Here is a 22,359-nt window from a genome sequence, read left to right as displayed (position 1 = left end):
GTTGGGTTTATCTCTTTATCATCCAGAGTGTCGCATTCTGATAGCCCGTGTTTTCAAGAACAGCAATTTTTGACAGCCACGCTGCAGGACAGACGATCAAAGTCGCATTGAAACCCCGCTGTTTGAATGCAGCTTCTGCATGAAGAAGAAGTGTTTTTGCCCCGATACCATTATCTGACACATTCAACGGATCTGCATAATCCACGTGAAAATAATCGTCAATTATGCCGACTTTTCTGATGTCATGGGCCGTTGGAAAATGCATATGTGTTGCGGGTTGGACGATGGCATAGCCATCTAAACGGTCTGAAACGCCGGAAACAATCATATCGCGATCAGCAAGCGTCAAACTGCGTTTCATCAAGTTTCCAAATCGGATGTCTGCCTCTGGATGGGGTTCCCAAAAGGGGTTCAGATCAGACAGGATCGCCCTGTTTTTCGCACTTCTGGCAACGATCTGAGACAGATCAGGTTCATCTGCTGCCCTTATAGAATTTGATGGCGCAGCATCATCAAAACCGGTTTTGGCAAGATAAAGTGTAAGTGGTTCGTAATTATGTTGCGTATATTTGGATTGCCAGTCATCGCCAAACGCCGATGAGGCCAACAGTACCTTGGCACCGGCATTCCGCAAGTCGGTCTCGGCTGCTGCAATAAGCGCGTCAGCCGTTCCATCCGGTGCATTTTCAGCGATACAGCAATCATCAAGCAACAACCCCGGGTTGCCCAGTTTACCAGCATAGATTGGCGGCACTGGGACCAGCATAGTATGTGCTAAGCCGAACAACTGACCATCTGCCACAGCCGTTAGCCATTTTTGTCGAAAAGGTTGTTTTTCATCTTCCAAAGCGGATCGGACAGATTTTTCTATTTGCGCTTCGGCATCATCTGCGATGGCCCAAAGCACTGGGTTGGTCGCGTGCCTTTGTTTTGCATCGGCCAGTAAAAGTTCGACTATTTGTGGCAAATCGGAAATTAAGGCATCTGTGATTTTAAGGCGCATTTTAGCTTCCTTTAGTGACGTTTTTTGTCTTTCCAAAGAATCATGAAACTGATGACTACTGCGCTGCGCGATACCATTCGACAATTTTGGCGCGCTCTTCCAGTTCCATATAGGACAGGTTGGCGGGCGGCATAGCGTGGCTTAAACCTGCTTGCAGATATATTGCACGGGCGTTTTGGGCAATCTGGGCTTCGGTTTCAAGCATGATCCCTTTTGGTGGCCACAGAATATTGTCCCAAGCCGGTTCTTGTGCGTGGCACATTGAACAGCGTCCAAGAATGATGTCGTGTACGTCTTCAAAGCCGTCGGCCTGCGCAAATTGTAATGCTTGGCCGCGCAGGGTCAGATCCTGTTCACGCTGAAACATCGGTGCTGTGGACAGCCACGCGATGATTAGAAACAGAATAACAGTGACACCCCATGTCCAGGTTGGATTGCCCGTTCTTGCATGAACTGAATTGAAGTAATGCCGGATCGTTACACCCATCAAAAACACCAGGCTGGCGATAATCCAATTATATTCGCTGGCGAATGCAAGAGGGTAATGATTGCTGAGCATTAAAAATAAAACCGGCAGCGTCAGATAGTTATTGTGGGTCGATCGTTGCTTGGCGATCTTGCCGTATTTCGCATCGGGGGTCCGTCCTGCCCGCAGATCCGCCACTACGATTTTTTGATTTGGAATAATGATCATAAAGACATTGGCCGACATTATCGTCGCAGTGAAGGCGCCCAAATGTAACAGTGCGGCTCGGCCAGAAAACACTTGTGTGTAAAAATAGGCCATCGCGACCAGGATCACATAAAGCAGGATCATCAGTCTGGTATTGTCATCGCCAAAGCGCGTTTTGCAGATCAAATCATAGGCGATCCAGCCAAAGATTAGCGATCCAAGCGAAATTAGAACACCGGCCCAAATGGAGATGTCCAGCACATTAGGGTCGATAAGATAAAGTTCCGCGCCAAGATAGTAAACCAAAACAAGTAACGCAAAGCCGCTTAACCAGGTCGCATAGCTTTCCCATTTGAACCACACCAAATCGTCCGGCATTTGATCCGGGGCCACCATATATTTCTGGATGTGATAAAACCCACCGCCATGGACCTGCCATTCTTCGCCATCCGCGCCTGTGCCAAGCGGTTTGTCGCGGCGCAAGCCAAGGTCAAGGGCGATGAAATAGAACGATGACCCGATCCATGCGATAGCAGTGATCACGTGCAGCCAGCGAACTGCGAATTCGGCCCATGCCATCAGAACGGCGAAATCGTACATGTTTTTTTCCCTGTTACGCTATGCCAGTTGACCCTAGCCCGCAGTCTTTGGCCAGAGGTGATTTGGCGCGGACTTATTCCTGCGACACACCAGCTTGCGCAAATGTCGCCATGCCTGAATGACAGGCGATTGCACCTTTTAATATGCCAATGGCAAGTGCGGCACCTGATCCTTCGCCAAGGCGCATTCCAAGTGACAGCAGGGGTACTTTCCTGAGTTTCTTCAAAAGTATTTTATGTGCGGTTTCAGCGCTTTGATGGCCTGCGACTGTATGATCCAACGCGCCGTTTTGCGCCTCATGCAATACTGCTGCTGCCGCGCAGCAGATAAAGCCGTCAAGGATCACGGGGATCCGATTTTGCCGCGCTGCTGCGATGGCGCCAACCATTGCGGCCAGTTCCCGGCCACCCAGACACCTTAGAATTTCAAGTGGATCCGTAACATCGGCATGATGCCTCAACCCGGCTTTGACCACATCCGTCTTGGTTTTCAAGGCAGCACCGTCCACCCCGGTTCCGCGCCCTGTCCATGTGTCCGCATCTTCGCCGAATAAAGCGGCTGAAATGGCCGAGGCAGATGTTGTATTGCCAATGCCCATTTCCCCCACAACCAACAGGTCGCATGACCGATCAACTGCGTTCCATCCGGTTTGAAGGGCTGCAATAAGCTCTTCCGGGGTCAGTGCTGGACCTTGTGTAAAATCAGCCGTGGGCGTATCCAAATCAATCGGATAAACATCCATTTTAGCGCCAAAAAGTTTGGACAGTTGATTGATGGCAGCACCACCATGTTCAAAATTAGCAACCATCTGGGTGGTGACCTCTGGCGGAAAAGCAGATACGCCAAGGGTCGCAACACCATGGTTTGCTGCAAAAACAATCACCTGCGGTGCTGTGATCTGGGGCGTCGTATGACCCCGCCATCCTGCATACCATATCGCCAGATCCTCTAGCTGCCCCAGTGCGCCGGGGGGTTTTGTCAGCTGCGAATTATGATCTGATGCCTCAGCAGCGGCCTGCATATCACTATCGGGCATTTCGTTCAGAAGCGTTTTAAATTCGACCAGGGTCGAAAAGGCGTTTGTCATTGGTCCCTCATTGAAAATACGTGCAGATGTCTTTACGCAAACCTGAGCCGAGAAGCGATAGAAAGGCCGTTCTTTTGTCAACCCGCATCCTTGATTTGATCGATATTCCTGCCGCAATCGGTCTTTTGACGCGGCTGCCTGTTCCGCTGAATTCGGATCACGTTATGGCGCGGGGTGCGCTTGCGGCATGGGCTTATCCAGTTGTCGGCGCATTGATTGGGGGTATTGCTGCGGCAGTTGCAGCAGTTTTCCTATGGTTTGGGGTTGTTCCAGTGATCGTTGCGGTGCTTGTTGTGGTGCTCCAGGTCGTGCTGACGGGTGCCATGCACGAAGATGGTCTGGCTGACAGCGCCGATGGTCTTTGGGGGGCCTATGATCGCGACAGGCGTCTTGAGATCATGAAAGATAGTCACATTGGTGTATATGGGGTGATTGCACTGACCCTAAGTCTGATTTTACGGTGTGCAGCACTAAGTGTTTTATTATCGTCCTTGCCGGTTTATCTATTAATTGCCTTGGGTGCGCTAAGCCGTGTGCCAATGGTAGCATTGATGCACGGTCTTGCGAATGCACGGAAAACGGGGCTTGCATCTTCGGTCGGCAGACCACCTGCAAGCAAAGTCATTTTGGCCGCAATTTTGGCGTTTGCCATTACCGTATTGATCTTACCTTCGGCTGTGATTCTATTAATCGGCTTGATGATTTTATGTACTGTCGCTGTGGGATATGTGGCACGCGCTAAAATAGGGGGGCAAACAGGCGATATTCTGGGTGCATCTCAGCAAATCACGGAATGTGTTTTGCTGATTTCACTCACAACACTGCTATAATTTGCCGATAATTAGATTTTTTAACTCAGCAATTGACATGACTGACTAAATTAGTCAGATTTGGAATTATATCCTAGCCATTGCCCTGAAAGGGACAAGCCCGGAACCATCTAGATATATGCTTTGGAGGTTCAAATGGACGACCCAAGACCCCAACAGATGCTACCGCGCGTTGACTATATTCAGAATCTAAAACCGTGCTGGCAAGAAATTACAGCTGTGCTAAGCGAAGGCACTTATTCCAGCGAATTACGCCTTGAGATTTTATTGGATCGGATTGAGGCACGCCTATGAATATGAAGCCCACGTCCTTTGAGATCGCACAAACCACTGATCGGCCACAGTCTTTGCCCAGCTATAACGCGCGCAGTTTGGTTGGTGATGGGGTGCAGGCCCATATCGTTTTGGACAATCAGCTTTATGTTTTGCGCATCACCCGGGCGGGCAAGCTGATTTTGACCAAATAACCCTAGCCCAGATATGTTTGCAAAGCGGCAGGCGGATTTTCAAAAAGCGCCACCGTTTCAACTGGTGCCGCGATCTGACCATCAGCCACGATGATCACGCTATCGGCGATACGTTTGGCATCTGCCGGATCGTGGGTGATCATTAACAATGTACCGCCGCTTTCGCGAATTCCGCGGCTTAAAAGATCAAGCATTTCTGCTTTAAGCGCCGGACCCAATGCTGCAAAGGGTTCGTCAAGCAAAATAAGAGGTTTGTGCTGAACCAGAACTCGGGCCAAGGCAACGCGGCTTTGTTGTCCGCCAGATAATGCTGCGGGTTTTCGGGCTTCAAACTCCTGCAATCCCACTTTGGCCAGCGCATCTGTTACATCTTGCGACTGAGTGTCCGACAAACGCAAATCGGGTCTGATACCAAGGGCTGTATTCTGAAAAGCCGTTAGATGGGGAAACAGATTGTTATCTTGAAACAACAACGCGATTGGACGGTCTGCAGGGACTGAAGTGGTTATATTCTGGCCATCCCATACGATCCGTCCGGCTGAAGGAGAAAGAAACCCCGCAACGGCATTGAAAAGTGTTGATTTGCCTGCACCCGACGGACCCATGATAGCAACTTGCGCGCCCGTTTCGATTTTTATGTCGCCGCGCAATTCAAAATCACCAATAGTGATGTGCAGATTTTCAAACGTCAGCATTAACGCGGCCCCCTTTGTCGAAAATCCAGAATACGCTTAAGCTAAACATCAGCAGAAGCAGGGCAGCACCGGATGCGGCTTCCAAACGATAGGATGCCATCAATCGATACATCTCAAGCGGTAAAGTCGCGCGATTGGGGTCGGAAAACAAAGTGATTACACCCAGATCACCCATAGCAAGAGCAGCTATGAGCCCTGCAGAAAACCCAAGCGGGCGGCGTAGCCGTGGCAGATATAGATACCGAAGCCGTGTAAACCCGTGCATCCCCAAGCTATCGGCCAACTTGCCATAGGTTCCTTCGATCTGGCGCAGGGCAGGGACCAATGCGCGCAAGGCAAAGGGCAGGGCCATCGCGGCATTGACCAGTGCTGTAATAAACAGCATTGCGCGCGACGGGTCCATCATAGGAAATAAAATCAAGAACAGTCCTGTCCCCATCACCAGTGGGGATGCGGCAATTGCCAGCAGACTAACTCCTTCGACCCATATTTTGCCACGTTTGATGTTTTGTACGAAAAACGCCAATGATAAAGACATCGCCATGCAAACCGTTGTGGCAATAACAGTGACAAAGATAGATCGCAGTGCGGCTTGCCAAACGCTTACGGGCATTTCCAACACCCCAGGCAGGCCGCGCAGCACCACTGCGCTAAGCGGCACCAACAGAAATACGGCTGATAAAATGATGATCACGCCATCCTGAAGCCGTAAAAAAGGTGATTTGGCATCCCATCTATCCAATGTTCGATCTAATTCGCCGCCAGCAACTTGGGGTATCGATAATCGTAGGGCGATGATTCCGGCGATGGCGCAAATCACGAATTGGGCACTGGCCAGCAGTGCCGCTTTTGATAAATCAAAGTCAAAGCGAAATGCCTGATAAATCGCTAGCTCAACCGTCGTAGCAGCGGGGCCGCCGCCAAGGGCAAGCGCCACAGCAAAGCTGGTCAGGCAGATCAGAAAGATGACCAGAAAAGCACCTGGCACTATTTCAATCAGCATCGGACGTTCGATTGTTCGGGCAACGTTGCCGGACGTAAAACCAAGGCTGGCGGCAAGGCGAAATCGTTCTGATGGAATGGCCAGCCAGCCTTGTAAAATCAACCGCGTGGCCAGCGGAAGGTTAAAGAACACATGGGCCAAAAGAATTCCCTGAAGCCCATAGATATCCAGCGGAAAGCCCAGAATATTTGAGATCACGCCATTCCGGCCAAAGATTGCGACCAGACCCAGAATGGCGACAATCACCGGCAAAATAAACGGGGCCCCAAGCAGTGTAATCAACGCACTTCGACCTGGAAATTGTCGGCGAGCCAAGGCGCGCGCCAAAGGAATTGCCAGCGAAACACTGATCAATGCGCTTAGCGTCGCTTGCATCAGCGTAAACCGTACGGCCGCCCATTCAGGGCGACCAAATCCTGAAATCGCCTCGGCCCGCAACAACACTGCGATCAGCGTTCCAAGGCTTAGTGTCAGCAGCACAGCAATAGCCGCGCCGCCAAAAAGCCTAATGGTCAGCGAAGCGCGCGCAGCCATTCGTCCAGGGCTTCATCACGTAGGGCCGCTGCTTCATCTTCGGTATAGAACAAAACTTTTTCCGGCAGTTTCAGCTGATCAAAGCCAGTGGGTAATTTGTCAGATGAAAGGTTCGCTGGAAATGACCAATTGCCTTCTGGAATAATGGACTGAAACGGTTCAGTCAGAATAAAATCCATGAATGCCTGTGCCAGCTCAGGCTGATCCGTACCTGCGATCTGGGCGGCCAGTTCGACCATGAAATAATGGCCTTCTTCAAAAATTGCGGCCTGTTTCGTTTGATCGTTTTCAGCAATGATGTGATAGGCTGGGCTGGTGGTGTAACTAAGCACCATGTCAGCCTCGCCATCGGTGAACATGCCATAGCTTTCCGACCAACCCTTGGTCACGGTCAGTATTTTGGGCTGCAGTTTGGCCCATGCTGCTTCTGCGTCATCACCGTACACAGCCTTGACCCAAAGGATCAGTGCCAGTCCGGAAATTGAGCTGCGCGGATCCTGGATCACGATCTTCAGATCATCGGGTGCGTTTAGCAATTCGTCAAAACTGGTCGGGGGGTTTTCGATTTTTGTGTTGTTATAAATAAAGGCCGTGTGGCCCCAGTTGAAAGGAAGAAAAACATCATCCGTCCAGTCAATCGGCATTGTCAGATCGGATGTATCCTGACCATGTGGCGCGAAAAGTCCGGTGGCACGGGCACGGGCGGTGACATCTGTGTTCAACCCAATGACAGCATCCGCACGCGTGCGTTCGCCTTCAAGCAACAACCTTGGCAGCACATCGCCCGTGACGAATTGCAAATCACACTCACATGTCGCCTCAAACGCTTGTTCAATCGCGGGGCCGGGGCCCCATTCCGATCCAAAATAATCGGGCGCATAGACTGTCAGAACTGGCGTTTCAGCAATAGCAAAGCTGGCTGTCAGACAAAGTCCCGCGGCAAATGTAAAAGATTTCATATCGCTCTCCATTTCTGCCACAGACGGAGACGGGCTGGAGCGTTCCAGTAACCTTCCCTCCGCCGGTGTTAACCGGTTCAGGTTCAACGGGTTCGTATAGTGCATCTCAGCCGATTATCGGCACCCCGAGGTATCGCCAGACTTACCATTTGATCGCGCAGGGGCAAGTCGAAACCGCTTGAGCGTCTGCGCCTGCCCCGTTAGACGCATATGTCAAGGAGCGTGCAGCGATGAGTATGAACAGTTTTGGCCATCTTTTCCGAGTAACGACATGGGGTGAAAGCCATGGGCCAGCATTGGGGGCGACCGTAGATGGCTGCCCGCCGGGTGTGCCTGTGGATGCGGCCATGTTGCAGCATTGGCTGGATCGCCGGAAGCCTGGGCAGAATAAATACACAACGCAACGGCGTGAAGCGGATGAAGTTGAAATTCTATCCGGAGTGTTCGAAGGGCAAACAACCGGCACGCCTGTTCAGCTAATGATCCGCAACACGGACCAGCGGTCCAAGGATTATTCCGAGATTATGGATAAATTTCGTCCGGGCCATGCCGACATAACCTATTGGCAGAAATACGGCATCCGCGATTATCGCGGTGGCGGTCGGTCTTCGGCGCGGGAAACAGCAGCGCGCGTAGCCGCAGGTGGTTTGGCGCGCGAGGCGATCAAGACGCTGGCGCCTGATGTGCAGATCAAAGGGTATATGACCCGGATGGGCGCGTTGGAAATGGATCGCGCGCGGTTCGATTGGGATCAGATTGACGAAAACCCGTTCTGGACGCCCGATGCAACGGCTGCTCAGGAATGGGCGGATTATCTGGATGATTTGCGCAAATCTGGCAATTCTGTTGGTGCCGTGATCGAAGTTGTCGCGCGCGGCGTTCCTGCAGGTTTGGGCGCCCCTGTGTATGGCAAGATCGACACTGATCTGGCGGCTGCAATGATGTCGATCAACGCAGTCAAAGGGGTTGAGATCGGCGAAGGCATGTCAGCGGCAATGCTGACGGGTGACAACAACGCCGATGAAATTGTTATGGGTGCGAATGGCCCCGAATTTACCAGCAATCACGCAGGCGGCGTGCTGGGTGGTATCACGACAGGGCAGGATCTTGTGGTGCGGTTCGCGGTCAAGCCGACCTCATCGATCCTGACATCGCGCAAGACGATCACAAAATCGGGCGAGGCCGCTGAAATCATAACCAAAGGCCGCCATGATCCTTGTGTTGGTATCAGGGCTGTTCCGGTAGGCGAGGCTATGATGGCATGCGTGATCCTTGATCATCTGCTTTTACATCGTGGGCAAGTGGGCGAAAACCGTGGTAAAATTGGTTGATATTCCAAGTGTTTGTATTTCCTAGCCATATTCAAGCTACGCTAAATGTTCACCATGCGGTAAGAATAACGCCTTGCTTTAAAAGCGGGCCTTTCCAATAGTCTGAAAAAATAGTTTAACGTTAAACAAATATCGGATCACGGGAGGATATGATATGGATGATGCGTCTCATGACGGCCTGAAACAGGCCGCGCTGAATTATCACGAATATCCGAAACCCGGTAAGCTGGAAATCAGGGCGACAAAACCACTGGCCAATAGTCGTGATCTGGCGCGCGCCTATTCACCTGGCGTGGCCGAGGCCTGTCTTGAGATCAAAGCCGATCCTGCAAACGCATCAAAATATACTGGGCGGGGCAATCTGGTGGCGGTCGTCACAAATGGTTCGGCTGTTTTGGGTTTGGGAAATATTGGCGGTTTGGCATCGAAACCCGTGATGGAGGGCAAGGCCGTTTTGTTCAAGAAATTCGCCAATATCGATTGTTTTGATATTGAGTTGAATGAAAGCGATCCTGAAAAACTGGCTGATATTGTTTGTGCGCTTGAGCCGACTTTTGGTGCAATCAATTTAGAAGATATCAAAGCCCCTGATTGCTTTATCGTCGAAAAGCGGTGTCGCGAACGAATGAACATCCCGGTGTTTCATGATGATCAACATGGAACAGCAATTGTTGTTGGTGCGGCTGCCACGAATGCTTTGCGCGTCGCGGGCAAGAGTTTTTCCGATATCAAGGTGGTTTCCACAGGGGGCGGGGCCGCTGGTATTGCCTGCCTGAACATGCTGCTGAAGCTAGGTGTGAAACGGGAAAATGTCTGGCTGTGCGATCTGAACGGACTAATTTACAAGGGTCGCGAAACGGATATGACACCGCAAAAAGCGGATTATGCCCAAGCGTCGGACCTGCGTGAGCTGTCGGATGTGATCGAAGGGGCCGATTTATTCTTGGGATTGTCAGGCCCTAATGTTTTGACCCCCAAAATGGTGGGCAAAATGGCAAGACAGCCGATTATATTTGCGCTTGCCAATCCCAACCCGGAAATTATGCCAGATGAGGCCCGCAAGATCGCACCCGATGCAATCATAGCGACGGGACGCAGTGATTTTCCCAATCAAGTCAATAATGTACTGTGTTTTCCATTCATCTTTCGCGGCGCATTGGATGTTGGAGCGACTGAAATAAATGACCAGATGCAACTGGCATGTATTGCCGGCATCGCCGAATTAGCGCGCGCGACAACCAGTGCCGAAGCTGCTGCCGCCTATCAAGGTGAACAGATGACATTCGGGACGGATTATCTGATCCCAAAACCATTCGATCCGCGTCTGATTGGCGTTGTTGCCAGTGCCGTGGCGCAAGCTGCCATGGAAACAGGTGTGGCGACGAAACCGCTTGAGGATATTGAAGCGTATAAGAGCCAACTGGATGGGTCGGTATTTAAATCTGCCCTTTTGATGCGCCCGGTGTTTGAAGCCGCCGCAACAGCAAACCGTCGCATCGTTTTTGCAGAAGGCGAAGACGAACGCGTGTTGCGGGCGGCTCAGGCTATGATGGAAGAACATACTGATACGCCCATTTTGATCGGTCGGCCAGAGGTTATCGAAACCAGATGTAAACGGTTGGGTCTCAGTGTGTGTGCTGCCGATCTTGAGATCGTTAATCCTGAAAACGATCCGCGATATCGTGATTATTGGGGCACGTATCATACATTAATGGCCCGGCGCGGTGTAACACCGGATCTGGCTCGTGCGATCATGCGGACGAATACAACTGCGATTGGGGCTGTTATGGTGCATAGAGGGGATGCGGACAGTTTGATCTGCGGAACGTTCGGGCAGTATTTGTGGCATTTGAATTATGTCTCGCAGCTTTTGGGGACAGATACATTGCGGCCCGTGGGCGCGTTAAGCCTGATGATCTTGGAAGACGGCCCCTTGTTCATTGCCGATACCCAAGTGCATCCTGAACCCACGCCAAATCAGATTGCCCAAGCGGCCATTGGTGCCGCTCGTCACGTGCGCAGGTTCGGGATTGATCCAAAAATTGCGCTGTGTTCGCATTCGCAATTCGGTAATCTGGATTGCGACACAGGGCGACGTATGCGGGCGGCGATGGAAATACTGGACAATGCTGCGCGTGATTTCAGTTATGAGGGTGAAATGCACATCGACAGTGCGCTGGATCCTGAATTGCGGTCACGAATTTTCCCGGATGCGCATATGGATGGTGTTGCGAATGTTCTGATCTTTGCAAATGCCGATGCGGCGTCTGGTGTGCGGAATATTTTGAAAATGCGCGGCGGCGGGCTTGAGGTTGGGCCAATTCTGATGGGAATGGGCAATCAAGCGCATATCGTAACGCCATCGATTACCGCACGCGGGTTGTTGAATATTTCAGCTTTGGCTGGCACACCTGTGGCGCATTATGGCTAACGCTTATCAGGCCCTTGCCGGCCTTCTTCGCGAGGAAAACCCGACCTGGGTTTGATGAGCGTTCGCTTAGCTTCGTTTTTCTTCGATGACGTCCCAGATACGGCCCGCCACGTTGATACCGTCAAAGCGTTCCAGTTCCTGAATACCAGTGGGAGAGGTGACGTTTATTTCCGTCAGATAATCGCCAATTACGTCAATGCCGACGAAAATCTGGCCCTTTTCACGCAAAACCGGGCCGATGGCCGCGCAAATTTCAAGATCCCGATCTGTCAAGGTAACCTTTTCGGGACGCCCACCGACGTGCATGTTTGACCGCGTTTCGCCGGCGGCTGGTACGCGGTTGATTGCACCCACAGGGTCGCCATTGACCAGGATCACGCGTTTATCGCCGTTCGATACGTCGGGTAAAAATTTCTGAACAATCAAAGGCTCACGGCTAAAGCCGGTAAAAAGCTCGTGCAGGGAAGACAAGTTGCGATCAGCTTTATCCAACCGAAAAACACCTGCGCCGCCGTTACCATAAAGCGGTTTCAAGATCACATCGCCATGTTCGGCCTTAAACGCTTTGATCGTTTCCAGATCACGGGCGATGGTTGTTGGCGGGATAAGGTCAGGAAAATCCAGAACCAATAATTTTTCCGGAAAATTGCGAACCCAGAATGGATCATTCACCACCAAGGTTTCGGGGTGAATGCGGTCCAAAAGATGGGTTGTCGTGATGTAATGCATATCAAAGGGCGGATCCTGACGCAGCCACACCACATCAAAATCTGCAAGATCGACCTGTGTCATATCCCCAAGCGAAAAATGATTTCCCATCTCGCGCCGTACGGTCAGCGGCCAGCCTCTTGCGGTCAGTTTTCCTTGCTGAAACGCCAGATGATCGGGCGTATAGTAAAACAGATCATGCCCACGCGCCTGTGCCTCTTCGGCCAAGCGAAAAGTGCTGTCGGCGTTGATATCGATCGGTTCGATCGGGTCCATCTGGAATGCGATTTTAAGGGGCATACGGCGGGCCTTTTTGACTGCGATATTCGATACATGACGCAGGCCGCAGGCGGGTTCAATCAGAATTGACCGAATGCGTTCTGAATAATCCGCACATCGCCTGTGCGATCCACAAGGGCCACGTCAAAGCGCATTTCCGTATTCTGGCCATTGGGTTCATGTTCCAAATACTCCGACGCAGCGGTATAGATTCGCGATTGTTGACGTTTCGATAAGGCAGCAACGGCGCGGTCGAATGTTTTGCTTTTCTTGACTTCCACAAAGATCAGCGCATCGCCTTGTCGAAAGATCAGGTCAATTTCACCTGCCGTTCCGCGCCAGCGCTTTGCCGCAATCTGACAGTTTTCGGCTGTATATTGCCGCGCGACAATATCTTCGGCGTATAGTCCGGCGTAATAGGATGTCTGACCTGTCATTCTTTTTTGGCCATATCCAAACCAATCTGATAAACCGTACGCCGCGCCACGCCCAGATCAGTGGAAACCTGACTTGCCGCATCCTTAAGTCGGTTCGTCTGCAATGCCTTTGTCAGTGCCTGTCGGATCATATCATCATTCACTTCTTTGGCGGCCGCACGATCAATCACAACGACAATTTCACCTTTGACCGGTTTCTCTTGTATCCCGCTCAGAACTTGGGAAATTGTCCCACGTCGCACTTCTTCAAACTTTTTAGTCAGCTCACGGCACAATGCCATAGTCCGATCACCCCCTAATTCATGACCACAATCGGTTAAAAAGCCCTGAATGCGTTTGGGGGATTCAAAGAAAACCAATGTGGCAGGAATATCTGCAAGGTTACGTAAAAATGTCCGACGTGCTATTTTTGTGTTGGGCGCAAAGCCTGCGAACAGAAAGCGATCTGTCGGCAAGCCTGCCAAAGTCAATCCGGCCAATAAGGCAGATGGTCCGGGGGCGGATGTCACCATATGCCCCGCTTCCACCGCTGCACGTGCCAGTGCAAACCCGGGATCAGCCACCAAAGGTGTGCCAGCATCAGAAGCATACGCAACGGATTTGCCCGCCGCCATATCGGCCAGAAGCCTTGGACGTATGCGGGCGCCGTTATGATCATGATAGGAAATCACAGGTCGATCGCCCAACGGAATGCCATGAATTTCCATTAAACGGCGGGTGTTTCTGGTATCTTCTGCGGCAATTACATTAGCCGAGGCCAAAACATCCAAGGCGCGCAATGTTATATCGCGCGCCGTCCCGATGGGTGTTGCGACAAAGTACAGGCCAGCGGACAATGGCTTTATTTCATGATTCAAGACTCGACCCGCCGTGGCTTGTGGTTATGATTGGTATGAAAGTGGTATGGTATACCCATATCAACGATGACATTAGGGGGTTTAACCGTCATTATGCTTGCTCATTTCCTGCCATCGGGGCGTTTTTTTGGTCGTATTTTCGCATTTATCTCACTCTTTTGGATTGCTGCTTGTGATCCTATCAGTGTTGGTGGCGATGGTCCGAACATAAATCCTAATAAAGCGGTGCCTGTGGCACTTCTTGTACCAGGCGGTTCCTCCAATCCAAACGATAACCTTCTTGCGAAAAATCTTGAAAATGTGGCACGTTTGGCGATTGCTGATCTGAACGGTGTCGAAATAGATCTGCGTGTTTACAACACTGCTGGCAATCCAGCACAAGCATCAAGCGTCGCACTGAAGGCTGTGAATGATGGTGCCAAGATCATTATCGGCCCGCTTTATGCCGGCGCTGCCAATGCCGCAGGTGTGTCTGTTGCCAATCGGAATGTGAATATTCTGGCGTTTTCCAACAATGCTTCAATTGCAGGGGGTAATGTCTTTGTTCTTGGGCCGACGTTTGAAAACACTGCCAATCGTCTGGTGCGCTATTCCAAAGGCCAAGGCACAAAGCGGATGATGGTGGTTCACGCGCAAGGTTTGGCGGGTGAAACAGGACGGGATGCGATTGTTAACGCCGCCCGCCGTCACGGAGTGGAGATTTCAGGCGTCGAAAGTTATCCATTGTCACAGCAGGGTATCTTTGGAAATTCGCGCCGTATTGCGCAAAGTGCACTAGCTGGCAGCACCGATACTGTCTTTCTGACCGCAGGCCCAGAATCGGATCTGCCATTTGTCGCGACGGCCTTACCCGAGGCAGGGTTGCGCCCTGATGAGGTGAAGTACCTTGGTTTGACCCGCTGGACAGCATTGCCGCAAACGGCGTCATTGCCTGGTTTGCAGGGTGGGTATTTCACATTGCCTGACCGTGGTCTGGAACAGCGATTCCAGGCCCGTTATCGTACGGCATACGGATCGACGCCACATCCATTAGCCGGTCTTGCCTATGACGGGATTGCAGCGATTGGGGCATTGGTGAATACAGGTCGCAGTGATGCAATCACCAAAAGTCAGCTGACCCGCGGATCTGGCTTTATCGGGACACAAGGCATCTTTCGTTTCCGTGCGGATGGGACTAATGAACGTGGACTTGCCGTTGCACAAATCAATAACAATCAGGTCGTGATCGTTGACCCTGCCCCAAAAAGCTTCAGCGGCGCTGGTTTCTGACCAGACGCCCGATACAAACGCGACGCCGGATCAGCTGATTGTTCCGGCGTCTGACCTTTTCGATATGGCTGAAATCTGGCGCAGGCTGGATGCAGACATCACAGCAGACGATACTGCAAAGGATATTCGCAAAACGACTGTAAAGCATCTTTTGACGGTCAAAAAAGATGGGTTTGCAAAGATTGCAGCTGCGTTTACGAAGCATCCTTTTGCTGCACGAGAAACGACGCGGTCGTATGCTTATCTGACTGACTGCATTATCAAAACGACACTGCGTGTGGCTGAAACTTACCTTCATCCATTACCGAACCCCACCGAAGGTGAATATCTGGCGATCATGGCAGTTGGTGGATATGGCCGTAATGAAATGGCGCCGTTTTCAGACGTCGATTTGCTGTTTCTGATGCCCTATAAAATGACCCCCTGGGCCGAAAGCATGATTGAAAGCATGTTGTATATCCTATGGGATTTGCGGCTGAAAGTGGGCCATGCCAGCCGCACCGTGAAAGAGTGTATCCGTCTGGCTCGTGACGATTACACGATCCGCACATCATTGGTTGAACAGCGCTTTATTGCTGGCTATGCGCCATTGGCGAATGATCTGAAAACGCGGCTTTGGGATGATCTTTTCAAAACCACCGGCCCTGAATTTATCGAAGCGAAACTGCAAGAACGCGCCGAGCGCCACCGCAAACAAGGTGGGCAACGTTATGTGGTCGAACCGAACGTAAAAGAAGGCAAAGGCGGCTTGCGCGATCTACAATCGCTGTATTGGATTGCGAAATACCTTAAAAACGTAGACGTCGCACGCGAACTTTTCGAATTGGGTATGTTCAAACCCGAAGAATACGAGACCTTTTTCCAAGCAGAAAACTTCCTGTGGGCGGTGCGTTGTCATCTCCATCTGATCTCAAACCGGGCAATGGATCAGTTGAATTTTGACCTTCAGGTCGAAGTCGCGGATCGTATGGGCTATAAAGATCGTGCAGGCCGCCGTGCTGTTGAACATTTTATGCAGGATTATTTTCGCTATGCCACTCGTGTTGGCGAACTGACCCGGATCTTTCTGACAGCGCTTGAGGCAAGCCATGCCAAGCCTGAACCTATGCTGACACGCATTTTACGGCGCAAAAGATCAGTGAAACCGGGATATGACGTTAAACAAAACCGCCTTACTATAGCAGATGAAACAGAGTTTCTGGCCGATAATCTGAATCTGATCCGCATATTCGAAGAAGCTTTGCGCACTAGCTATTTTCTGCACCCTGATGCCATGCGCATGTTGGCAGCCAATCTGCATCTTATTGATGATGACATGCGTAACAGCCGTGAAGCCAACCGCATTTTCATCGATTTGATGCTGAAACACGGCAACCCCGAACGGTCACTGCGCCGGATGAATGAACTGGGTGTTTTGGCGGCGTTTATTCCGGAATTTGAACCGATTGTCGCGATGATGCAATTCAATATGTATCACCACTATACGGTTGATGAACACACGATCCAATGCATCAGCACATTGGCGCAGATTGAACGCGAAGAATTGGTCGAAGAACTTCCTGTGGCCTCGGGCATTTTAAAAGCCGGCGTCAATCGCAAAGTGCTTTATATCGCGCTTTTGCTGCATGATATTGGCAAGGGCAGGGACGAAGATCATTCGATCCTTGGAGCCAAAATTGCACGCAAGGTCTGCCCGCGTCTGGGGCTGAACCGCGACGAATGTGAAACGGTGGAATGGCTTGTTCGATATCATTTGTTGATGTCGGATATGGCGCAGAAGCGTGATCTATCCGACCCGCGCACTGTGCGTGATTTTGCCAAGGCCGTTAAAACGCTGAAACGCTTGGATTTGCTGACTGTTCTGACGGTCTGTGACATTCGCGGTGTGGGGCCGGGAACATGGAACAACTGGAAGGCCATGTTGCTGCGTGGGCTTTATGCGGAAACCGCCAATGCGCTGGAAACGGGGCTGGAAGATATCAATCGCGAGACACGTGAAACTGAGGCCAAATCAATGCTACGCGATGCCTTATCAGGTTGGGATAAAAAGCAGCTGCGTGCAGAAACCGCGCGTCATTATGGGCCTTATTGGCAGGGCTTACCAACCAGCGCGCACGTGATTTTTGCCAATCTTTTAAAAGATTTATCCAATGATGAAATTCGCATTGATCTGACCTTGGACGAAGATCGCGATGCTACGCGCGCCTGTTTCGCCGTTGCTGATCATCCGGGTATTTTCAGCCGTTTCTGTGGGGCTTTGGCACTGGTCGGCGCTAATGTGGTCGACGCGCGTACGTTTACCTCAAAGGATGGGTATGCGACGGCCGTATTCTGGGTGCAGGATGCAAATGGCAGCCCCTATGAAGCCAGCCGTTTGCCGCGCCTCAGGCAAATGATAGACAAAACTCTGCGCGGCAAGGTCGTCGCGGGTGAGGCATTGAAATCAAAAGATAAAATGAAAAAGCGCGAACGGGCTTTCCGCGTACCGACTTCGGTGACATTCGATAACGAAGGGTCAGAAATTTATACCATTATCGAGGTCGACACACGTGACCGCCCTGGGTTGTTGTTTGATCTGACGCGCACGATGGCCGCCGCTAATATCTATATCGCAAGTGCCGTTATTGTAACGTATGGCGAACAGGTCGTTGATACGTTTTACGTCAAGGATATGTTCGGGCTGAAATTTCATTCTGAGGCTAAGCAAAAAGCCCTTGAAAAACGATTGCGTGCGGCCATTGAAGATGGTGCGCAAAGGGCCAGATCGTGAAACCTATTCGCCTGATGTCTGGATTTTTGACGGTCGGTGTCTGGACGCTGATGTCGCGTCTTTTGGGCTTTATGCGCGATATCATGATTGCGGCCTATCTGGGATCAGGACCGGTGGCCGAGGCATTTCTGATCGCTTTTTCGCTGCCCAATATGTTCCGTCGGTTTTTTGCCGAAGGGGCGTTCAACATGGCGTTTGTGCCAATGTTTTCCAAAAAACTGGAAGGCGGCGATGGTGCCAAGGAATTTGCTAATGATGCATTTACCGGGCTGGCTACAATTCTGATTGTCTTTACGGTTATCGCGCAATTCGCCATGCCCTATCTGGTGATTGCCATGGCGTCAGGGTTTCTGGAAGATCAGCGCTTTGATCTGGCTGTTTTTTTCGGCCGCATCGCGTTTCCCTATATTTTGTTTATCTCGCTTGCAGCGCTTTTATCCGGTGTATTGAACGCAACAGGGCGTTTCGCGGCGGCAGCGGCCGCCCCGGTCTTGCTGAACATCTTGTTTGTCGGCGCGATGATTTTGGCGGGCGCAATGGGCTGGCCCATCGGTGACACATTAGTTTGGACCGTTCCAATCGCCGGTATTGCGCAAATGGCTTTGGTTTGGGTGGCTGCATCCCGGGCAGGGTTCAGGTTGACGATTAAACGTCCGCGTATGACACCCGAACTCAAGCGGTTGGCGATCATTGCCGCGCCTGCCGCCTTGGCAGGTGGGGTAGTTCAAGTGAACCTTTTGATCGGTCGTCAGGTCGCTAGTTTCTTTGATGGGGCGATTGCATGGCTGAACTATGCAGATCGTCTGTACCAATTGCCACTTGGGGTCGTCGGCATTGCCATTGGGGTCGTTTTACTGCCCGATTTGTCCCGCAAACTGCGGGCAGGAGATGACGTTGGCGGTCAAAGTGCATTCAACCGCGCAGGTGAAATATCCTTGGCCCTGACCATTCCTGCAGCAGTGGCATTGATTGCAATCCCGGTGCCCTTAATCAGCGTTTTGTTCGAACGTGGCGCCTTTGGCCCCGAAGATACGGCCGCGGCGGCTTTGGCCGTCGCCGTATACGGTTTGGGTTTGCCGGCTTTCGTCATGCAAAAGGTGTTGCAGCCATTGTTTTTTGCCCGCGAAGATACAAAGCGTCCGTTTTATTATGCGCTGGTTTCATTGATTATAAATGCGGTCGTCGCGATCGGTCTGGCCCCTATTGTAGGTTATATCACCGCTGCGATTGGTACGTCCCTTGCAGCGTGGAGCATGGTTTTTCTGCTGTGGCGCGGCGCAAAAACGATGGGCCCGGCCGCCAAGTTTGATACGCGGTTCAGCCAACGATTACCACGGATTATTGCGGCCAGCCTGGTGATGGGCGCAATCTTGTGGGTCAGTGCCTGGCTTATGGCACCAGCTTTACAGATGGCTGGAATACGATATCTGGCGCTGGCGGGACTAATCGCGATCGGTATTATCAGTTATTTCGGTGTGGGGCAGCTGATTGGTGCATTTCGGTTTTCTGAGTTTCGAACGGCCATGAAACGCTAGTCGCTTGTCAAACCTGGAAAAGGCCTAATAAGTAAATTCATCCTTGCTATATCCTTGCAGATACAACAAGGCGGTCAGATCGCCGTGGTTGATACGAATATCGCACTGTGCTGCGACTGAAGGTTTAGCATGCAGCGCAACGCCTGCGCCTGCGCGTTTCAGCATGCCCAGATCATTGGCCCCATCGCCCACGGCCAGAACGTCGGCCTCTGACAGATCCAGCTTTGCCGTGATTTCCTCTAACGCGGTGATTTTCGCCTGGCGTCCTAAAATCGGTCTGCCGACATTCCCGGTCAGCACGCCATCGTCTTCGATCAGGGTATTCGCCCGGTTTTCATCAAAGCCCAGATCTAACGCTACTTTGGACGTGAACGCCGTAAATCCACCTGACACGAGTGCTGCGTAGGCCTGGTTTGCCTTCATTGTTGCCACCAGTGCCTTGCCGCCGGGCATCAATGTGATCCGCTCGGCCAACACCTGTTCAATCACATCTATGGGCAGCCCTTTCAACAGCGCCACGCGTTTGGTCAGGGCGGCTTCGAAATCCAACTCTCCGTTCATGGCACGGGCGGTGATGTCTTTGACATGGTCGCCAACACCGGCCACATCGGCCAGCTCATCAATGCATTCTTGCTGAATCATCGTGCTGTCCATATCGGCCAGCAGCATCTTTTTGCGCCGCCCGTGCGTGGGTTGCACAATCAGATCAACGCCCTGTTTTTGCAGATCACCCCAGACCTGCCATTGAGTGTCTGGTGGGGATGCCATGGAAAACTCTGCCGCTTCATCGGGGGCCAGCCACTGCACATCGGCCCCGCCCCATGCATTGCGCAAAGCATCAGGCAACGCCGGATCAAGGGATGCGGCCACAGGGTTGGTCAACAGGGTCACAGTATACATCGTGTTAGTCCATAAGATCAGTCGCGCTGCATAAATCATGTTGACCGCAAAAGCGCCAGTGACAAGATTTCCGATCACAAACATCCCAGATAAGTAGCGGTTTGCAAAGATTTGGCCCTTGCTCCGATTCACCGTACCCATAAACGCATCCTTGGGACATCCGTTCCGAGAAGGTAACGGTCGAACGCAGGCCGAATTTCTCAAACAGATGACAGAATTGGCGGGAAACCGGCCAAAAGGCACAAGAGGCTGTCGCCAAATATTTCGAGACGGTGAGCGCAGCAATAGACAACCTGCGTTCACCTACTCAACGCGCAGTAGCTCTGAACCAGGTTCGTTCGGTGGCAAGGGCTTACGAAACCATCATGGATCGCGACACTCTGCAAAAGGTTCTGAATGAACCGAGGGGGCGGGAAATGTGACGAAAACCTTAAAGGGGTTTTCTGCACTCAGCCTTACTTGATCCCTTAACCGCAAGCTGCGAAGCGCCTTTATGTCCTTCGTTGATCGCCGCGATACCCTCAAACAGTGTCAGTTGCCGCGCGCACCAGCGTTGCGCAGAGGCTGGCAGCGCGGACACCAGCAACACCTGCAGAACGACGCAAATCAGCAGCTTCGCTTGTTTCATAGTTTTCATTTTCATCGCGTCTCCGCCAACGCCTCTTGGATTGCTGCATGGCCACGCGCCTCTCTTCCATCGGGCAGGCCTAAAACCGCAAGCTTTGGAAGCGATCTCAGGGCTGATATGTCAGTCACATCGGTATTGTTCAGATACAATGTTTCTAGGTTTGGCAACATACCAAGCGGCGAGATGTCCGTCACAAGCGTGTTTTGAAGCTGAAGCGTGCGCAGACTTTCGATACTGGCCAGAGGCGTCACATCATGAATATCCGAACTGAAAGCAACGATACTTTCAAGCTTTGTCAGACCGCTTAGCGGCGATAGATCATCAATCACATTCTCAGAAATATCGAGCGTGATCAAATCCTGCAAATAGGCAAACGAAGAGGTATCCAAAGCTTCGTCATCTGTCCGCATTTCGCCGAGATCGAGTTCTTTCAACTTTGTGAGATGACGCAGCGGCGACAAATCATGGAGCGGATTAAACCCTATGTTCAAATACTCAAGTTGTGTCAGGTCGCTTAGGAATGAAACATCGTCTAAGCCCATGTAACTGATGTCCAAATATGTTTCGTCAAAAGGAATGCAACGCACATCACCAATCTGTACACCGTCACAAGGTTGCAATATCCAGTTGCTACGGATGAGTTCGGTCTGTGACCTTACTACGCGACTCGTTTCTTGCCAGTATTCCAGGATACGGAACCGCTGATAATAACCATCTTCCGTCAGGCTGTCTTTTTCGGGGAAAATTCGCAGGTAAGGTTTGGAAACTTCGATGTTACTGAAAGTCGCTGTGCCAGATGTGGCGCACAGAAGCCAGGAATTGTCCCAAGCCACCAGGTTTCCTCTGTAATACGAGTTGCCGCCCACAGAGCGAAAAAAAGCGGACCCTTGCCTAATCTCGATGAAGAACAAAGTGTTTGACGCCGCAGAGCTCGAAAATTCCGACGATGCATCTCCGCTATATTGAACAAACCGCCCATTAAGGGTGCCACTGACGTCTGTACCTACATTCGATAGCTGACGTGTGTCAGACTTGTTTTCAGTATTTGAGGTGCAGTTCGCCGCCGCAACTTCCTCATCACTTGCAAAATAGTGTACCCATTCAGGTTGACCGGTTGCATCCTGAGGGACAACCACCAAAAACGCGGCGATAACCTTTAGTATCCAAGAATTCTTCATCGAGGTACCCGAACCGATAATTGGCATAATTTTCCTTCTTTCAATTGTCAGTGACCTTATGGAAACCCCTTACAGGATGCCATGCTTCAAAAAGCACTTACAGCGGTCAGTTCCGGTAGGGGGCAGGATTGCACCATCTCATGAGCTTTTCTGCTTTCTCGACACAACAAAGCTACCCCGCCGGC

20 protein-coding genes and 1 riboswitch are annotated in these 22,359 nt (G+C 51.4%); of the genes, 8 read left to right on the top strand and 12 right to left on the bottom strand.

Translation table 11 applies throughout. The features are described from left to right. Positions 1 to 7 precede the first annotated feature (7 nt). From HRQ87_RS05660 to cobT, 3 genes are all read right to left on the bottom strand, one after another. The gene (locus HRQ87_RS05660; RefSeq protein WP_174136129.1) at positions 8 to 1,003 is read right to left on the bottom strand and encodes a hypothetical protein; all 996 of its coding nucleotides are present in this window, start codon (positions 1,001 to 1,003) and stop codon (positions 8 to 10) included. A gap of 55 nt (positions 1,004 to 1,058) precedes the next feature. Further along, on the bottom strand, positions 1,059 to 2,276 hold the full coding sequence (locus HRQ87_RS05655) for a urate hydroxylase PuuD (RefSeq protein ID WP_174136127.1): 1,218 nt from the start codon (positions 2,274 to 2,276) through the stop codon (positions 1,059 to 1,061). Positions 2,277 to 2,349: 73 nt separating this feature from the next. Further along, on the bottom strand, positions 2,350 to 3,363 hold the full coding sequence (cobT, locus tag HRQ87_RS05650) for a nicotinate-nucleotide--dimethylbenzimidazole phosphoribosyltransferase (RefSeq protein WP_174136125.1): 1,014 nt from the start codon (positions 3,361 to 3,363) through the stop codon (positions 2,350 to 2,352). 74 nt (positions 3,364 to 3,437) lie between these two features. Between cobT and cobS the strand changes: the two genes are divergently transcribed. The 3 genes from cobS (at position 3,438) to hemP (ending at position 4,660) form a co-directional block, all read left to right on the top strand. After that, the gene (cobS, locus tag HRQ87_RS05645) at positions 3,438 to 4,193 is read left to right on the top strand and encodes an adenosylcobinamide-GDP ribazoletransferase (RefSeq protein ID WP_246251776.1); all 756 of its coding nucleotides are present in this window, start codon (positions 3,438 to 3,440) and stop codon (positions 4,191 to 4,193) included. 135 nt (positions 4,194 to 4,328) lie between these two features. Then, positions 4,329 to 4,487, top strand: coding sequence for a hypothetical protein (locus tag HRQ87_RS05640; RefSeq protein ID WP_174136121.1), 159 nt, complete (start codon positions 4,329 to 4,331; stop codon positions 4,485 to 4,487). 2 nt (positions 4,488 to 4,489) lie between these two features. Next, positions 4,490 to 4,660, top strand: a complete 171-nt coding sequence (gene hemP, locus HRQ87_RS05635) for a hemin uptake protein HemP (RefSeq protein WP_174136319.1) — start codon at positions 4,490 to 4,492, stop codon at positions 4,658 to 4,660. 2 nt (positions 4,661 to 4,662) lie between these two features. Here hemP and HRQ87_RS05630 read toward each other — a convergent pair whose 3' ends face one another. Genes HRQ87_RS05630 through thiB form a run of 3 tightly spaced genes read right to left on the bottom strand, consistent with a single transcriptional unit; the run spans position 4,663 to position 7,851 of the window. Next, positions 4,663 to 5,355, bottom strand: a complete 693-nt coding sequence (locus HRQ87_RS05630; protein ID WP_174136118.1) for a thiamine ABC transporter ATP-binding protein — start codon at positions 5,353 to 5,355, stop codon at positions 4,663 to 4,665. After that, positions 5,342 to 6,892, bottom strand: coding sequence for a thiamine/thiamine pyrophosphate ABC transporter permease ThiP (locus tag HRQ87_RS05625; protein WP_174136116.1), 1,551 nt, complete (start codon positions 6,890 to 6,892; stop codon positions 5,342 to 5,344). Before HRQ87_RS05625 ends, HRQ87_RS05630 begins: the two co-directional genes overlap by 14 nt. Beyond that, entirely contained in the window at positions 6,871 to 7,851 is a 981-nt protein-coding gene (gene thiB, locus HRQ87_RS05620; protein WP_174136114.1) for a thiamine ABC transporter substrate binding subunit, read from the bottom strand. The genes HRQ87_RS05625 and thiB overlap by 22 nt, the downstream gene beginning before the upstream one ends. A 37-nt stretch (positions 7,852 to 7,888) precedes the next feature. After that, a riboswitch (TPP riboswitch) is annotated at positions 7,889 to 7,989 on the bottom strand. A 92-nt stretch (positions 7,990 to 8,081) separates the two neighbouring features. Between thiB and aroC the strand changes: the two genes are divergently transcribed. Further along, positions 8,082 to 9,182, top strand: coding sequence for a chorismate synthase (gene aroC, locus HRQ87_RS05615; protein WP_174136112.1), 1,101 nt, complete (start codon positions 8,082 to 8,084; stop codon positions 9,180 to 9,182). A gap of 154 nt (positions 9,183 to 9,336) precedes the next feature. Continuing rightward, positions 9,337 to 11,613 carry an NADP-dependent malic enzyme gene (locus HRQ87_RS05610; protein WP_174136110.1) on the top strand — a complete coding sequence of 759 codons (2,277 nt, stop codon included), beginning with the start codon at positions 9,337 to 9,339 and terminating at the stop codon, positions 11,611 to 11,613. Positions 11,614 to 11,679: 66 nt separating this feature from the next. On the opposite strand, the gene gshB is transcribed toward HRQ87_RS05610, so the two are convergent. Genes gshB through rsmI form a run of 3 tightly spaced genes read right to left on the bottom strand, consistent with a single transcriptional unit; the run spans position 11,680 to position 13,894 of the window. Further along, complete coding sequence (gene gshB / locus HRQ87_RS05605; protein WP_174136108.1) at positions 11,680 to 12,621, bottom strand: glutathione synthase; 942 nt, start codon at positions 12,619 to 12,621, stop codon at positions 11,680 to 11,682. 59 nt (positions 12,622 to 12,680) lie between these two features. Continuing rightward, positions 12,681 to 13,037, bottom strand: coding sequence for a YraN family protein (locus tag HRQ87_RS05600; RefSeq protein ID WP_174136106.1), 357 nt, complete (start codon positions 13,035 to 13,037; stop codon positions 12,681 to 12,683). Next, complete coding sequence (gene rsmI / locus HRQ87_RS05595) at positions 13,034 to 13,894, bottom strand: 16S rRNA (cytidine(1402)-2'-O)-methyltransferase (RefSeq protein ID WP_174136104.1); 861 nt, start codon at positions 13,892 to 13,894, stop codon at positions 13,034 to 13,036. The genes HRQ87_RS05600 and rsmI overlap by 4 nt, the downstream gene beginning before the upstream one ends. A gap of 93 nt (positions 13,895 to 13,987) precedes the next feature. Between rsmI and HRQ87_RS05590 the strand changes: the two genes are divergently transcribed. The 3 genes from HRQ87_RS05590 to murJ are packed head-to-tail and all read left to right on the top strand — an operon-like array spanning position 13,988 to position 19,468. Next, positions 13,988 to 15,163: a penicillin-binding protein activator gene (locus tag HRQ87_RS05590; protein ID WP_174136102.1), complete on the top strand. Its 1,176-nt coding sequence runs from the start codon at positions 13,988 to 13,990 to the stop codon at positions 15,161 to 15,163. Further along, positions 15,123 to 17,933, top strand: a complete 2,811-nt coding sequence (locus HRQ87_RS05585; protein WP_174136100.1) for a [protein-PII] uridylyltransferase — start codon at positions 15,123 to 15,125, stop codon at positions 17,931 to 17,933. The genes HRQ87_RS05590 and HRQ87_RS05585 overlap by 41 nt, the downstream gene beginning before the upstream one ends. Then, positions 17,930 to 19,468 carry a murein biosynthesis integral membrane protein MurJ gene (gene murJ / locus HRQ87_RS05580; protein WP_174136098.1) on the top strand — a complete coding sequence of 513 codons (1,539 nt, stop codon included), beginning with the start codon at positions 17,930 to 17,932 and terminating at the stop codon, positions 19,466 to 19,468. Before HRQ87_RS05585 ends, murJ begins: the two co-directional genes overlap by 4 nt. A 24-nt stretch (positions 19,469 to 19,492) precedes the next feature. Here murJ and serB read toward each other — a convergent pair whose 3' ends face one another. From serB to HRQ87_RS05565, 3 genes are all read right to left on the bottom strand, one after another. Then, positions 19,493 to 20,368: a phosphoserine phosphatase SerB gene (gene serB, locus HRQ87_RS05575; protein ID WP_174136317.1), complete on the bottom strand. Its 876-nt coding sequence runs from the start codon at positions 20,366 to 20,368 to the stop codon at positions 19,493 to 19,495. 430 nt (positions 20,369 to 20,798) lie between these two features. Continuing rightward, positions 20,799 to 21,011 carry a hypothetical protein gene (locus HRQ87_RS05570; RefSeq protein WP_174136096.1) on the bottom strand — a complete coding sequence of 71 codons (213 nt, stop codon included), beginning with the start codon at positions 21,009 to 21,011 and terminating at the stop codon, positions 20,799 to 20,801. Beyond that, positions 21,008 to 22,174 carry a leucine-rich repeat domain-containing protein gene (locus HRQ87_RS05565; RefSeq protein WP_174136094.1) on the bottom strand — a complete coding sequence of 389 codons (1,167 nt, stop codon included), beginning with the start codon at positions 22,172 to 22,174 and terminating at the stop codon, positions 21,008 to 21,010. The genes HRQ87_RS05570 and HRQ87_RS05565 overlap by 4 nt, the downstream gene beginning before the upstream one ends. Between the last annotated feature and the right edge of the window lie 185 nt (positions 22,175 to 22,359).

Origin of the sequence: Parasulfitobacter algicola (assembly GCF_013315265.1) — a bacterium.
Classification (GTDB): domain Bacteria; phylum Pseudomonadota; class Alphaproteobacteria; order Rhodobacterales; family Rhodobacteraceae; genus Parasulfitobacter; species Parasulfitobacter algicola.
Note: the sequence above shows the minus strand (reverse complement) of the source record. Positions and strands in the feature narration are given on the sequence as shown.

Coding starts and splice junctions, on each gene's coding strand:
- HRQ87_RS05630 (WP_174136118.1), bottom strand. CDS start 5,355: ATGCTGACGTTTGAAAATCTGCACATCACTATTGGTGATTTTGAATTG.
- HRQ87_RS05600 (WP_174136106.1), bottom strand. CDS start 13,037: ATGACAGGTCAGACATCCTATTACGCCGGACTATACGCCGAAGATATT.
- serB (WP_174136317.1), bottom strand. CDS start 20,368: ATGTATACTGTGACCCTGTTGACCAACCCTGTGGCCGCATCCCTTGAT.
- HRQ87_RS05640 (WP_174136121.1), top strand. CDS start 4,329: ATGGACGACCCAAGACCCCAACAGATGCTACCGCGCGTTGACTATATT.
- HRQ87_RS05660 (WP_174136129.1), bottom strand. CDS start 1,003: ATGCGCCTTAAAATCACAGATGCCTTAATTTCCGATTTGCCACAAATA.
- HRQ87_RS05570 (WP_174136096.1), bottom strand. CDS start 21,011: ATGAAAATGAAAACTATGAAACAAGCGAAGCTGCTGATTTGCGTCGTT.
- HRQ87_RS05655 (WP_174136127.1), bottom strand. CDS start 2,276: ATGTACGATTTCGCCGTTCTGATGGCATGGGCCGAATTCGCAGTTCGC.
- HRQ87_RS05565 (WP_174136094.1), bottom strand. CDS start 22,174: ATGAAGAATTCTTGGATACTAAAGGTTATCGCCGCGTTTTTGGTGGTT.
- hemP (WP_174136319.1), top strand. CDS start 4,490: ATGAAGCCCACGTCCTTTGAGATCGCACAAACCACTGATCGGCCACAG.
- aroC (WP_174136112.1), top strand. CDS start 8,082: ATGAGTATGAACAGTTTTGGCCATCTTTTCCGAGTAACGACATGGGGT.
- cobT (WP_174136125.1), bottom strand. CDS start 3,363: ATGACAAACGCCTTTTCGACCCTGGTCGAATTTAAAACGCTTCTGAAC.
- HRQ87_RS05590 (WP_174136102.1), top strand. CDS start 13,988: ATGCTTGCTCATTTCCTGCCATCGGGGCGTTTTTTTGGTCGTATTTTC.
- HRQ87_RS05610 (WP_174136110.1), top strand. CDS start 9,337: ATGGATGATGCGTCTCATGACGGCCTGAAACAGGCCGCGCTGAATTAT.
- thiB (WP_174136114.1), bottom strand. CDS start 7,851: ATGAAATCTTTTACATTTGCCGCGGGACTTTGTCTGACAGCCAGCTTT.
- HRQ87_RS05625 (WP_174136116.1), bottom strand. CDS start 6,892: ATGGCTGCGCGCGCTTCGCTGACCATTAGGCTTTTTGGCGGCGCGGCT.
- gshB (WP_174136108.1), bottom strand. CDS start 12,621: ATGCCCCTTAAAATCGCATTCCAGATGGACCCGATCGAACCGATCGAT.